We start from the raw sequence: 12,438 nt of genomic DNA on the forward strand, positions 1-12,438 counted from the left end.
GCAGATCAACGATCTTGCCTTTGCCCTCATCACCCCATTGGGTGCCCAGGACTACGACATTCTTACCCATAACACTTGTCCTCATTCGCGCAAACTTGGTGCCGGCAGCCGCCGGCAGGAAAACTCAAGAAGCCAGCGGCACTACTTGCCACAAGCCGTTCTGCAGAATCAATTGGCGGTCGCAGTCAGCCTCTTGGGCCCCGGCCAGCTGCTGCCCAGGCAATGCCTGAACCACACGCTGACCTTCACTGCGAAGCTGGCAAACCTGCTGCCAGAGTGCCGCATCTGTGCTGTCAGGCATCCAGATACCGCCAGACGGTAGCTCGACTTCAGCACGCCCCAGGGTCACCAGGGTTTTCAAATCCGTTGAAAAGCCAGTCGCCGGCCGGGCACGCCCGAAAACAGCACCGATATCGTCATACCGACCGCCCTGAGCGATGGAATCCCCAACGCCCGGTACAAAAACCGCAAACACCACACCTGTGTGGTAGTGATACCCACGCAACTCACCCAGGTCAAAATACAGCGGCAACTGCGGGAAACGCACAGACAACTGCGCAGCAATTGCCAGCAGGTCGTCCAGAGCGGCCAGCACCGGGGCCGGAGCCTTGGCCAGACGCTCACGCGCAGCAACCAGAACGTCGTGGCCACCACACAAATCAACCAAGGCCTGCAGCATGCCCGCCAAATCAGCCGGCAAACCTTCGGTCAAGGCCGTTACTTCGTCGATCGCCTTGCGTTGCAGGGCGTCGAACAATTGTTGTTCCACTTCAACCGACAGGTTAGCCGCACGGGCCAACCCACGGTAAATGCCCACATGCCCGAGGTCCATGTGAACATCCGGTACATCAGCCAATTGCAGCATCGCCAACATCAGGCTAATGACTTCAACGTCGCTGCTCGGGCTGGCATCGCCATACAACTCGGCACCCAGCTGAATCGGGCTACGCGAGGATGACAGTGCCCGTGGCTGAGCATGCAGCACGCTGCCGGCATAGCACAAACGGCTCGGCCCTTCACGGCGCAAGGTATGTGCGTCAATACGCGCCACTTGCGGCGTGATGTCGGCACGAAAACCCATCTGACGACCCGTCTTCGGGTCAATCACCTTGAAGGTCCGCAGGTCGAGATCCTGGCCAGCCCCGGTCAACAGGGATTCCAGGTATTCGATATGCGGGGTGACGACGAACTCATAGCCCCAGCTCTGGAACAGATCCAACACCTGACGCCGCGCCACTTCAATACGAGCAGCTTCAGGTGGAAGTACTTCTTCGATGCCATCTGGCAAGAGCCAGCGGTCTACCGTTGCCATTACGCCATTCCCCTGTGATCCGGGCGGCCAGCCAGCAGGCGAGCCTTGAGTAAAGCAGAACGTGGCTGCGTCTTGAGCGCGCACAGCAAAAAAGCCTGAATGACAGGCTCGCACATTCCTCGAAAAATCTGCCGACGCTGTAACAGCCGTTCGGTCAATCAAACATGCAGACGCAAAAAAGCCGGGAATTTCCCGGCTGCCGCATCATACACTCGTTTTCTAAAAGGATCACCCCGCCAGGCCATTTGCCTGCCAGGCGGAGTGAACGCACATGATGCTTTTTGCTGTAGAAGCGCGCGCTCATCGATCAAAAAAATCGCGAGCACGCCCACTCCTACACGTTTACTGCGGCTTGGATTTTTCCAGGTAGCGGAAGAAATCACTGCTTGGATCCAATACCAGTACGTCGCTCTTGTTCGCAAAGCTTTCGCGGTAAGCGCGCAGGCTGCGATAGAACTTGTAGAACTCCTGGTCCTGGCCATAAGCCTTGGAGTAAATCGCTGCGGCCTGGGCATCACCATCACCGCGTGCTTCTTCAGACTGACGATACGCTTCAGCCAACAGAACACGACGTTGACGGTCGGCGTCGGCACGGATGCCTTCAGCCAGCTCGTTACCCTTGGCCCGATGCTCGCGTGCTTCACGCTCACGCTCGGTGCTCATACGTTCGAAAACGCTGCGGTTTACTTCTTTAGGCAGGTCGATGGCCTTGACGCGAACGTCGACCACTTCAATGCCCAGCTCTTTTTCAGCCATTTTGTTCAGCGATGCGGTGATATCAGCCATCAACGCATCACGCTCACCCGATACCACTTCGTGCAGGGTGCGCTTACCGAACTGGTCACGCAGGCCAGATTCCAGACGACGCGACAGACGCTCGTCGGCAATCTGCTTCATACCGGAGGTAGCGGTGTAGAAGCGCTCGGCATCTTTCACGCGCCACTTGGCGAAGGCATCAACCATTACGGCTTTCTTTTCCAGCGTCAGGAAACGCTGCGTCGGTGCATCCAGCGTCATCAGGCGGGCGTCAAACTTGCGCACCTGGTTAACGTAAGGAATCTTCACATGCAGGCCTGGCTGGACGTCGGCCTGAACCACACGACCAAAGCGCAGCAGAACAGCACGTTCCGTTTGCGAGACGATATAGAAGCTGTTCCAGGCAACGATACCTATGACAACGGCGACAATAAGGGCGATCAGCGATTTATTGCTCATCAGCGACTCTCCCTGGTGCGCGGCTGTGGCGGCAGTTCCGTGCTGCTGTGCGAACCAGCAGAATTATTGCTCGCCGCGGCGGCTGAACCCGTTGCCGGGGCGCTGCCATTACGGCCTTCGATCATTTTGTCCAATGGCAAATACAGCAAGTTGTTCTGGCCGTTCTTGTTCCCGGTCACGAGTACTTTGCTGGTATTGCTGAAGACATCCTGCATGGTGTCCAGATACAGACGGTCACGCGTTACCTCAGGTGCCTTGCGGTACTCGGCCACCAATTTGGTAAAGCGGTCTGCTTCACCCTTGGCGCGAGAAACCACTTCGTCACGGTAACCATTGGCATCTTCGATGATGCGCTGGGCCTGACCACGGGCTTCAGGTACAACGCCATTGGCGTAGCTTTCTGCCTGGTTGCGGGCACGCTGCTCGTCTTCACGCGCACGGATCACGTCATCAAAGGCTTCCTGCACTTCACGCGGTGCCGCTGCGTTCTGTACGTTGACCTGAGTCACGGTGATACCGGTTTTGTACGTGTCGAGGAAACGCTGCAGGCGATCCTTGATCTCGATTGCCATCTGCTCACGGCCTTCGGTCAATACCTTGTCCATCGACGTGGAGCCCACGACGTGACGCAAGGCGCTGTCGGTGGCCTGTTGCAGGCTGACTTCCGGTTGATCAACGTTCAGCACGAAGTCGCGCAGGTTGCTGATTTTGTACTGCACGGTCAGCGGCACTTCGACGATGTTTTCGTCTTCAGTGAGCATCTGGCCCTGCTTGGTGTACGCACGCTCACGCGTCACGTTTTCCTGGTACTTCTTGTCGAAGGGCGGCAGGTAAAGGTTCAACCCCGGGCCCACGGTGTCGTTGTATTTGCCCAGACGCAGCACGACAGCCTGCTCCTGTTCATCGACAACATAAACCGCGCTGTACAGCCAGACAGCCGCCAATACGACCAGAACAATGCCGAGCAGGCCAAAACCCGCTGCCTTGCCATTCTGACCGCCGCCGCCATCACCGCCGCTACCGCCGGTGCGTTTTTTTCCACTACCGAACAACCCATTCAGGCTTTCCTGCAGCTTACGGAAGGCCTCGTCGAGATCAGGTGGTCCCTTGCGGTCGCCATTTTTAGGACGTTTTCCACCCCAGGGATCTTGATTATTCGAGTTGCCACCCGGCTCATTCCAAGCCATAGCGCTCTCCATCTGATAAAGCAAAGACGCGCCCACGGCGCGCCAACCAATGCTACAGAATGCCTACCACAGCGGCACAGCCGCTTTGCCAAGCTTTTATTGCAAAGTGTGTTCTTCGATGAAGGCTGCAGGTTCCATCCCTTCACGGCTGACCAAGCGGTTTAGCTCGGTTCGCGGCAGGCGTACATCCAGCAGACTAGCCCCTTCATCGTCATGTGCTTCTTTTTGTACCACGCCCAGTTCGAAGAACTGCGCACGCAGTCGAGCAAAACGTTGCTCCAGGCGCAAGGTGCCCACGAACAAATCACTGCCCAGCAACTCGGCAATGGCTTGCTCAAGCAACTCCAGCCCTAGCCCATCACGCGCCGACAACCAGACCCGCTGCGGCTTGCCATCGGCATCGCGCTGGATCTGCGGCTCGACCCCTTCAAGCAAATCGATTTTGTTGTAGACCTCGAGGATCGGCAAGTCCTGGGCACCAATCTCACCCAGCACGACCATCACCTGCTCGATTTGCTGCAGGCGCTCAGGCTCGTGTGCATCGATCACATGCAACAACAAATCCGAGTTGCTCGACTCTTCGAGCGTAGACCGGAAAGCTTCAACCAGCTTGTGCGGAAGATGGCGAATAAAGCCCACCGTGTCAGCCAGCACAATAGGCCCCAGGTCACCCAAGTCAAGCCGGCGCAAGGTAGGGTCGAGCGTAGCAAACAGCTGGTCGGCCGCGAACACGTCAGAGCCGGTCACCGCGTTGAACAACGTGGATTTACCCGCGTTGGTATAGCCCACCAACGACACCGTAGGAATGTCGGCGCGCTGGCGCCCTCTACGGGACTGCTCGCGTTGACTGCGGACTTTTTTCAGGCGGGCCTTGATCTGGCTCATGCGCACACGCAACAGGCGCCGGTCTGTTTCGAGCTGCGTTTCACCCGGGCCGCGGCTGCCGAGGCCGCCACCCTGACGCTCAAGGTGAGTCCAGCCACGCACAAGGCGCGTGCTCATGTGGTCAAGCTGGGCCAGTTCGACCTGCAACTTACCTTCATGGGTACGGGCGCGTTGGGCAAAAATGTCGAGAATCAGCCCGGTACGGTCCAGTACGCGACACTCGAAAACACGTTCGAGGTTACGCTCCTGGCTGGGCGTGAGGACGTGATTGAAAATCACAATATCGACCTTCTCGGCCTTGACCAGGTCGCGTAACTCCTCGACCTTGCCACTGCCAATCAGGAACTTGGCCGATGGCCGATGACGCGGCACGTTGAAAAACGCGACGGTCTCGGCGCCGGCCGATACAGCTAACTCCTGGAACTCCTGCGGATCTTCGCGCGCCTCAGGGTCCTGATCTTCCAAGTGAACGAGTATTGCCCGCTCACCACCACCGTGGCGCTCAAAGAACAAAGGAGACTCCTATCAAGCGTTACCTGGTTCAGCGTCTGCCAGATCGGTTTCGGCTGCGCTAGGCAAACGAATTGGACGGACAGGAACAACTGTCGAGATAGCGTGTTTGTAAACCATTTGGCTTACGGTGTTTTTCAGCAGAATAACGAACTGATCGAAGGATTCGATGGTTCCCTGCAGCTTGATTCCGTTGACCAAGTAGATGGAAACGCCGACCTTCTCTTTACGCAATGTATTCAAGTAAGGGTCTTGTAGCGAATGCCCTTTTGACATATGCCGCACTCCTGTAAGGATAAAAAATAGAAACTAAATTAGATGGCTGATGACGCCATACCCACTAGGATAGACGGCAATTTCCTAAGACTCAGCTCAATATGGAGACCGATTCCAGGTATTTCAAGGCTCGTGGCAGATTGCCGCAGTCCAGACTGTCCAGCCACTGTAGATTGTCCCAACTGCGTAACCAGGTGAACTGACGCTTGGCCAACTGGCGCGTAGCAATGATGCCGCGCTCCTGCATCTCAGCCGCTGTCAGCTTGCCGTCCAGGTAATCCCAGACCTGTCGATAACCCACAGCACGTATAGACGGCAACCCTGAATGCAAGTCACGTCTATTACGCAGGGCTAAGACCTCATCAATGAATCCCTGTTCCAGCATTTGCCCGAATCTTTGTGCAATTCGTTCATGCAGCACCTGACGGTTCGCCGGGGCGATGGCCAGGTGCGCGACAGTATAGGGCAATTGGCTTCGGCCCGAAGCCGCTGCTTTAGTAGATTGCTCAGATTGTTTGTGACGATGGGCGGTCATGGTCATGCCGCTCACCCGATACACCTCAAGCGCCCGCGTCAGACGCTGTGGGTCGTTGGGGTGAATGCGCGCCGCCGACTCCGGGTCGATAGCGGCCAACTGGTCGTGCAGGGCTTGCCAGCCAAGGCGTTCGGCCTCTTCCTCCAGTTGGGCGCGCACGTCCGGGTCGGCGGCCGGCATGTCGGCCAGGCCATCAATCAGCGCCTTGTAATACAACATGGTGCCGCCCACCAGCAGCGGCGTCTTGCCGCGCGCGGTGATCTCGGCCATGGCCTTGAGCGCATCCGCCCGGAAGTCGGCAGCCGAATAACTCTCGGCCGGGTCCAGAATATCGATCAGTTGATGCGGGTGCCGGGCCAGAGTCTCTTTGTCGGGCTTGGCGGTGCCGATGTCCATACCGCGATAGACCAAGGCTGAATCGACACTGATGAGCTCACACGGCAAGACCTTGCTCAGCTCAATAGCCAGGTCGGTTTTACCGGCTGCGGTCGGCCCCATCAAAAAGATTGCCGGGGGTAAAGCATTGGAACCTGTCATCAGCGACCGCGCAAAAAGAGTTTGTCCAAGTCGTCCAGGCCCATTTGGGTCCAGGTCGGGCGACCATGATTGCATTGACCGCTGCGCTCGGTATTTTCCATGTCGCGCAGCAAGCCGTTCATTTCCGGGATCGCCAGACGACGGTTGGCCCGGATTGCGCCATGACAGGCCATGGTGCCAAGCAATTCGTTGAGGTGGGCCTGAATCCGGTCACTGGTGCCATATTCCATCAAGTCAGCCAGCACGTCGTGCACCAGACGCTGGGCTTCAGCCTGTTTGAGCAAGGCCGGGATTTGGCGAATGGCCAGGGTTTCCGGCCCAAGGCGCTGCAGCTCAAAGCCCAGGCGGCGAAACCAGTCGGCGTGTTCTTCGGCACAATCCGCTTCACGCTGACTGACGGCGATGGATTCGGGCACCAGCAGCGGCTGACCACTGAGGCCTTCACTGGCCATGGCGATTTTCAAGCGTTCATACATGATGCGTTCATGGGCCGCGTGCATATCCACCAGCACCAACCCTTGAGCGTTTTCCGCGAGGATATAAATGCCTTTAAGCTGCGCCAGCGCAAAGCCCAGCGGAGGAATATCACCCTGCCCGTCCGGCAGCGGCGCGGCACCGGCCTCGGGCAAAGGCGCAAAAAAAGCCTGATAGGCGTTTCGGGCCTCGGCCGTCGAGACGGAGGGGGTCGAAGACGGCGGGCGGTACTGGGCCTGATAACCCGCGCCAGCCCCTGAGCCCGGCACATGTGCAGCAGGCGCGGCTTGCGGCTGTTCCAACACGTGAGCCGCCAGACGCATTTCGCCCTGAGGGCCAAACTCGCCGGCATCCAGCCCCGTAGGGCGCTCTGCCCCCGGCATCGGCGCAGGCGCGGCCAGTTGGTCTTCAGGGCGCACATCGCCCAGGGCGCGATGCAAGGTGCCGTACAAAAAGTCGTGCACCATGCGCCCGTCCCGGAACCGCACTTCGTGTTTGGTCGGGTGTACGTTGACGTCGACCACTGCCGGGTCCACCTCAAAAAACAGTACAAACGTGGGGTGACGGCCGTTAAACAGCACATCGCGGTACGCCTGGCGCACGGCGTGAGCCACCAGTTTGTCGCGCACCGCCCGGCCATTCACATAGAAATACTGCAAATCGGCCTGGCTGCGCGAAAACGTCGGCAAACCGACCCAGCCCCACAGGTGCAGGCCGTTGCGTTCCACTTCAATCGGCAGTGCCTGCTCCAGAAACGCCGAGCCACACACTGCCGCCACACGCCGGGCACGGGCGGTGTCGTCACGCGCCTCATGCAGGTTGAGGATGGACTTGCCGTTGTGGCGCAAGTTGAACGCCACATCAAAGCGCGCCAGCGCCAGGCGCTTGATCACTTCTTGCAGGTGATCGAATTCGGTTTTTTCGGTTTTAAGGAATTTGCGCCGCGCCGGCGTGTTGAAAAACAGGTCGCGCACTTCAACCGAGGTGCCCACTGGATGCGCCGCTGGCTGAACCCGCGGGGCCATGTCACGACCCTCCGTTTCGACCTGCCAGGCCTGATCCGCCCCCCGGGTGCGTGACGTCAGGGTCAACCGGGCCACGGAACTGATCGAAGCCAGGGCCTCGCCGCGAAACCCCAGGCTCATCACCCGCTCAAGGTCTTCCAGGTCGCGAATTTTACTGGTGGCGTGACGCGCCAGCGCCAACGGCAAGTCGTCACTGGAAATACCACTGCCGTCGTCACGCACCCGCAGCAGCTTGATCCCGGCCTGCTCCACGTCCACGTCAATGCGCTTGGCACCCGAGTCGAGGCTGTTTTCCAGTAGCTCTTTAATCACCGAGGCCGGCCGTTCAACCACCTCGCCTGCTGCAATCTGGTTAGCCAGGCGCGGGCTGAGCAGTTCAATGCGCGCGCTGTTGCTCAGGCTCTCGTCGCTCATCATTGCGCCGCCAGGGTAGTGGCCGGGATATGCAGGCCTTGACCGACTTTCAACTCATCGGTTTTCAGATTATTGCTGGAGCGCAACGCCGCCACACCCACTTGATAACGCACAGCGATCATTGCCAGGGTTTCGCCGGGGCGCACCGTGTGTTCACGGGCACCCTGGGCAATTTTACCGGTGTCACGCAACCAGGCAATGTAAGTGCCCGGCGGTGGGTTTTGCTGGAAGAACTGATGCACGCCGCTGCTGATCGACCGCGCCAGCGCTTGCTGGTGGCTGGAAGAAGACAATTTGCTGGCTTCATTCGCATTCGAAATGAACCCCGTTTCGACGAGGATCGATGGAATATCCGGCGACTTGAGCACCATAAACCCAGCCTGCTCCACGCGTTGCTTGTGCAACGGCGTCACGCGACCAATATTGCTCAAGACTTTTTGACCGACATTGAGGCTGGAGGTCAGCGAGGCCGTCATCGACAGGTCAAGCAACACACCGGCCAGCATCCTGTCTTTGTCATCAAGGCTGACGTTGCCGGCCCCGCCGATCAAGTCAGAGCGGTTTTCACTGTCTGCCAGCCAGCGCGCTGTTTCAGACGTTGCGCCACGGTCAGACAAGGCAAACACCGACGCCCCAAAGGCCGCCTTGGAAGGCGCGGCATCAGCATGGATCGACACAAACAGGTCAGCCCCTTTCTTACGGGCGATCTCGGTACGCCCGCGCAACGGAATAAAGTAGTCGCCGGTGCGCGTCAGCTCAGCGCGAAAGCCCTTGATGCCGTTGATCTGGCGCTGCAATTCTTTGGCAATCGCCAATACCACGTCTTTTTCACGCTGGCCTGCCGAGCCCGATGCGCCCGGGTCTTCGCCACCATGCCCGGCGTCGATCACCACCACAATGGTGCGTTTACCGCTGGGGATCGGCGGCAGTTTGATTTCCGGTTGTGCCGGCGTCACTGGCACCACCGGCACTTTGGCCACATTCGTGGCTGGCAGGCTTGGCGTAAGGTCGGCCCCCTGGTCGTACAGGTCAACGACCAGCCGATTACCGTATTGAGCGTTCGGTGCCAGGGTGAAGCTCTTGGGGGTAACGGCCTTTTTCAGGTCAATCACCACCCGCAAATCGGTCGGGGTGCGTTGCGCCGAGCGCATGCTGTTGATGGGTGTATTGGCGGTTTGCACGTTCAACGGACCCGCGAGGGTCGCGCCGTTGATATCAATCACCAGACGGTCTGGCGCGGTCAGCGTGAACACGCTGTGCTGAACAGGACCTGTGAGGTCAAATACCAGCCGGGTATTGTCCGGGGCACGCCACAAACGCACGCTTTTCACCTGGGTCGCGGCCACGGCATTTATCGCCATGACACTGAGCAACAGACCAACGACACTCACTAACGCGCGAAAGCGCATACCAAACCCCATCATTATTTGTATTCCGGTGCCAAGGCGGCACACCAAAACTCGCCACGTGAACCTTGGAACGCCAGCGTCAGCAAACGCCCGGTGTTGTGCGGGGTAATGGTAATGGTCAGGTCAGGCTTTGGCAAAAAACCTGCACCTTTATCGGGCCACTCAATCAAGCATAGAGCGTCATCCTCGAAATAGTCGCGAATGCCCATGTATTCCAACTCTTCAGGGTCTACCAGGCGATACAGGTCGAAGTGAAACACCCGCATAGCACCGATTTCATAGGGTTCCACCAGCGTAAACGTCGGGCTTTTGACCGCGCCGGTGTGCCCAAGGCCGCGAATCAGGCCACGCGACAGGGTGGTTTTGCCCATCCCCAGGTCGCCATCAAGAAAGATCAAGCCGTGCCCCTGAGTGATACGCCCCAAACGCGCACCAAACTCAGTCATCGCGGCCTCGTCGGCCAATTGCAGTGTTATTTCGTGCACGGTGCGTGTTCCTCCAACAACTGACGAATGGCTGGAATCAAATCACTGGCCGCCAGCCCACGGCCCAATTGTCCTTGTTGCTCCCCGGCGCGGGCGTGTAGCCACACCGCCAGGCTGGCGGCGTCGAAAGCGCTCATGCCTTGCGCCAACAGCGCGCCAATCACGCCGGCCAACACATCCCCCAGCCCGGCGGTGGCCATTGCCGGGTGCCCGTCGTTGCAGACGGCCAACTGGCCATCCAGCCCTGCAATCAGGCTGCCCGCCCCTTTAAGGACGCACACCGCTGAGTATTTTTTAACCAGCGCCCGTGCCGCCGCCGGGCGGTCGGCTTGTACCTGGGCGGTTGTGATGCCCAGTAAACGGGCCGCTTCGCCGGGATGCGGTGTTATTACCGCGCCGGGGGCCAGCCCATAGCCTGCGTTAGACAGCAAATTCAACGCATCGGCATCCCACACCTGCGGTAATTTTACGTGGGCCGCCGCCGACAACAGGCTGCGCCCCCATGGAGCTTGCCCCAGGCCCGGCCCAATCACCAACACCGATGCTTGCGCCAGCACACCCATCAGTTGATTGGCGGAAGAAACACCCAAGGCCATCACTTCCGGCAAGCGCGCCAACGCGGCGGGCACATGCTCGGGCCGCGTCGCCAGCGACACCAGGCCAGCACCGCAGCGCAGCGCGGCCTGGGCGCAAAGGGTGATGGAGCCACCGAGACCCCGGTCACCGCCCACCAGCAGGACGTGCCCGAACTGGCCTTTATGGGCCTCAGGCGAGCGCGCGGGCAAGCGCGCCAAGGTATCAGCGTGCAACACCTGGGGCGGGGAAAACGGGTGATTGGTCTGCGGCATGCGTGTCGGGCTCCGATGTCTGGCAGAATTATACGCATCTCAGCCCCGGTTTCTGTTGCCTCATGCCTGCTATTACTGTCGACCTCCCCACACTCGCGAACACCATCAAGCAATGGGGCCGCGAATTGGGCTTTCAACACGTCGCCATTGCCGGCCTTGACCTGGGTGAACACGAACAGCATCTGGAGCGCTGGCTGGCAGCTGGCTATCACGGTGACATGGCGTACATGGGGGCTCATGGCAGCAAGCGCGCGCACCCCGAAGAGCTGGTACCCGGTACCTTGCGCGTGGTGTCGTTGCGCATGGACTACCTGCCCGGCGATACGCACATGGCGCAATTGCTGGCCCAGCCCGAAAAAGCCTACGTTTCGCGTTACGCCCTGGGCCGCGACTACCACAAGCTGATCCGCAAGCGCGTGCAACAACTGGCTGACCGTATTCAAGCCGAAATCGGCCCGTTCGGCTTTCGCGCCTTTGTCGACAGCGCCCCGGTGCTGGAAAAGGCCATCGCGCAAAAGGCCGGCCTGGGCTGGATTGGTAAAAATACCCTGGTGCTTAACCGCAAGGCAGGCAGTTACTTCTTTTTAAGCGAATTGTTTGTGGATATAGCGCTGCCTGAAGACCCGCCCCACGAAACCGAACACTGCGGGCGCTGCACCGCCTGCCTGGACATTTGCCCCACCCAAGCGTTTGTGGGGCCGTATGTGCTGGATGCGCGACGGTGCATTTCGTACCTGACCATCGAATTGAAAACCGCGATTCCTGAGGAGTTGCGCTCAATGATGGGCAACCGGGTGTTTGGCTGCGATGACTGCCAGATCGTCTGCCCGTGGAACCGGTTCGCCCGCACCACGGCAGAAGGCGACTTCAAGCCCCGGCACAACCTGGACAACGCCGAACTGGCCGAGTTGTTTATGTGGGACGAAGACAAATTCTTAAGCAGCACTGAAGGCTCACCGTTGCGCCGGGCGGGTTATGAGCGCTGGCTGCGCAACCTGGCGGTGGGGTTGGGCAATGCACCGTCCAGCATTCCGGTGCTGGAAGCGTTGAAAGCCCGGCGCGAATACCCCTCAGCGTTGGTGCAAGAGCATGTGGAGTGGGCGCTTAAGCAGCATGCTGAGCGGGCAGCGGGGTAAACCCTGCGAGCCTCGCTGGGGGTACTTTTCCCACACAATTCGCAACGCCTGCACCGGCGTCGTCGCTTTCAATTGCAGGACCTTTCCTAGAGAATCCAACCCGCCTTGTGGCGCTGGAACGGCGCGGATAGTCTCGCCGGGTCACTGATTTCAGTGACCGGTTTTGACAGACCGTCTGATCTCGCATGAC

General features: G+C 59.2%; 12 protein-coding genes. 1 reads left to right on the forward strand and 11 read right to left on the reverse strand.

Annotated features, from left to right (window positions below; genetic code table 11):
- From Q1W15_RS01665 to Q1W15_RS01715, 11 genes are all read right to left on the reverse strand, one after another.
- Positions 1-70, reverse strand: a 70-nt coding sequence (locus Q1W15_RS01665) for an adenylosuccinate synthetase (RefSeq protein WP_300719882.1), incomplete at its 3' end; no start/stop codon positions are given.
- A gap of 54 nt (positions 71-124) precedes the next feature.
- The gene (locus Q1W15_RS01670) at positions 125-1,312 is read right to left on the reverse strand and encodes an ATP phosphoribosyltransferase regulatory subunit (RefSeq protein ID WP_300719852.1); all 1,188 of its coding nucleotides are present in this window, start codon (positions 1,310-1,312) and stop codon (positions 125-127) included.
- Between the two features lie 342 nt (positions 1,313-1,654).
- Positions 1,655-2,527, reverse strand: coding sequence for a protease modulator HflC (gene hflC / locus Q1W15_RS01675; RefSeq protein WP_300719853.1), 873 nt, complete (start codon positions 2,525-2,527; stop codon positions 1,655-1,657).
- Positions 2,527-3,714 carry an FtsH protease activity modulator HflK gene (gene hflK, locus Q1W15_RS01680; RefSeq protein ID WP_300719854.1) on the reverse strand — a complete coding sequence of 396 codons (1,188 nt, stop codon included), beginning with the start codon at positions 3,712-3,714 and terminating at the stop codon, positions 2,527-2,529. Before hflK ends, hflC begins: the two co-directional genes overlap by 1 nt.
- A gap of 96 nt (positions 3,715-3,810) precedes the next feature.
- Positions 3,811-5,112 (reverse strand): ribosome rescue GTPase HflX, encoded by a 1,302-nt coding sequence (hflX, locus tag Q1W15_RS01685; RefSeq protein ID WP_300719855.1) that lies wholly within the window; start codon positions 5,110-5,112, stop codon positions 3,811-3,813.
- A 12-nt stretch (positions 5,113-5,124) separates the two neighbouring features.
- Complete coding sequence (hfq, locus tag Q1W15_RS01690) at positions 5,125-5,385, reverse strand: RNA chaperone Hfq (RefSeq protein ID WP_300719856.1); 261 nt, start codon at positions 5,383-5,385, stop codon at positions 5,125-5,127.
- Between the two features lie 91 nt (positions 5,386-5,476).
- Positions 5,477-6,457, reverse strand: coding sequence for a tRNA (adenosine(37)-N6)-dimethylallyltransferase MiaA (gene miaA / locus Q1W15_RS01695; protein WP_300719857.1), 981 nt, complete (start codon positions 6,455-6,457; stop codon positions 5,477-5,479).
- The gene (gene mutL, locus Q1W15_RS01700) at positions 6,457-8,355 is read right to left on the reverse strand and encodes a DNA mismatch repair endonuclease MutL (protein ID WP_300719883.1); all 1,899 of its coding nucleotides are present in this window, start codon (positions 8,353-8,355) and stop codon (positions 6,457-6,459) included. The genes miaA and mutL overlap by 1 nt, the downstream gene beginning before the upstream one ends.
- 14 nt (positions 8,356-8,369) lie before the next feature.
- The gene (locus Q1W15_RS01705) at positions 8,370-9,791 is read right to left on the reverse strand and encodes an N-acetylmuramoyl-L-alanine amidase (RefSeq protein ID WP_300719884.1); all 1,422 of its coding nucleotides are present in this window, start codon (positions 9,789-9,791) and stop codon (positions 8,370-8,372) included.
- A 2-nt stretch (positions 9,792-9,793) separates the two neighbouring features.
- A complete protein-coding gene (gene tsaE / locus Q1W15_RS01710) occupies positions 9,794-10,264 on the reverse strand; it encodes a tRNA (adenosine(37)-N6)-threonylcarbamoyltransferase complex ATPase subunit type 1 TsaE (RefSeq protein ID WP_300719858.1) in 471 nt (156 codons plus the stop codon).
- On the reverse strand, positions 10,252-11,112 hold the full coding sequence (locus Q1W15_RS01715; RefSeq protein ID WP_300719859.1) for an NAD(P)H-hydrate dehydratase: 861 nt from the start codon (positions 11,110-11,112) through the stop codon (positions 10,252-10,254). Before Q1W15_RS01715 ends, tsaE begins: the two co-directional genes overlap by 13 nt.
- A 62-nt stretch (positions 11,113-11,174) precedes the next feature.
- On the opposite strand from Q1W15_RS01715, the gene queG reads away from it, so the two are divergent.
- Complete coding sequence (queG, locus tag Q1W15_RS01720; RefSeq protein ID WP_300719860.1) at positions 11,175-12,248, forward strand: tRNA epoxyqueuosine(34) reductase QueG; 1,074 nt, start codon at positions 11,175-11,177, stop codon at positions 12,246-12,248.
- Positions 12,249-12,438: the final 190 nt, after the last annotated feature.

Origin of the sequence: Pseudomonas sp. (genome assembly GCF_030150285.1) — a bacterium.
Lineage (GTDB): Bacteria > Pseudomonadota > Gammaproteobacteria > Pseudomonadales > Pseudomonadaceae > Aquipseudomonas.

Bases quoted from the DNA above. Each gene is read 5' to 3' on its own strand.
- hflC (WP_300719853.1), bottom strand. From the start codon at position 2,527: ATGAGCAATAAATCGCTGATCGCCCTTATTGTCGCCGTTGTCATAGGT.
- miaA (WP_300719857.1), bottom strand. From the start codon at position 6,457: ATGACAGGTTCCAATGCTTTACCCCCGGCAATCTTTTTGATGGGGCCG.
- queG (WP_300719860.1), top strand. From the start codon at position 11,175: ATGCCTGCTATTACTGTCGACCTCCCCACACTCGCGAACACCATCAAG.
- hflK (WP_300719854.1), bottom strand. From the start codon at position 3,714: ATGGCTTGGAATGAGCCGGGTGGCAACTCGAATAATCAAGATCCCTGG.
- Q1W15_RS01670 (WP_300719852.1), bottom strand. From the start codon at position 1,312: ATGGCAACGGTAGACCGCTGGCTCTTGCCAGATGGCATCGAAGAAGTA.
- hfq (WP_300719856.1), bottom strand. From the start codon at position 5,385: ATGTCAAAAGGGCATTCGCTACAAGACCCTTACTTGAATACATTGCGT.
- Q1W15_RS01715 (WP_300719859.1), bottom strand. From the start codon at position 11,112: ATGCCGCAGACCAATCACCCGTTTTCCCCGCCCCAGGTGTTGCACGCT.
- Q1W15_RS01705 (WP_300719884.1), bottom strand. From the start codon at position 9,791: ATGGGGTTTGGTATGCGCTTTCGCGCGTTAGTGAGTGTCGTTGGTCTG.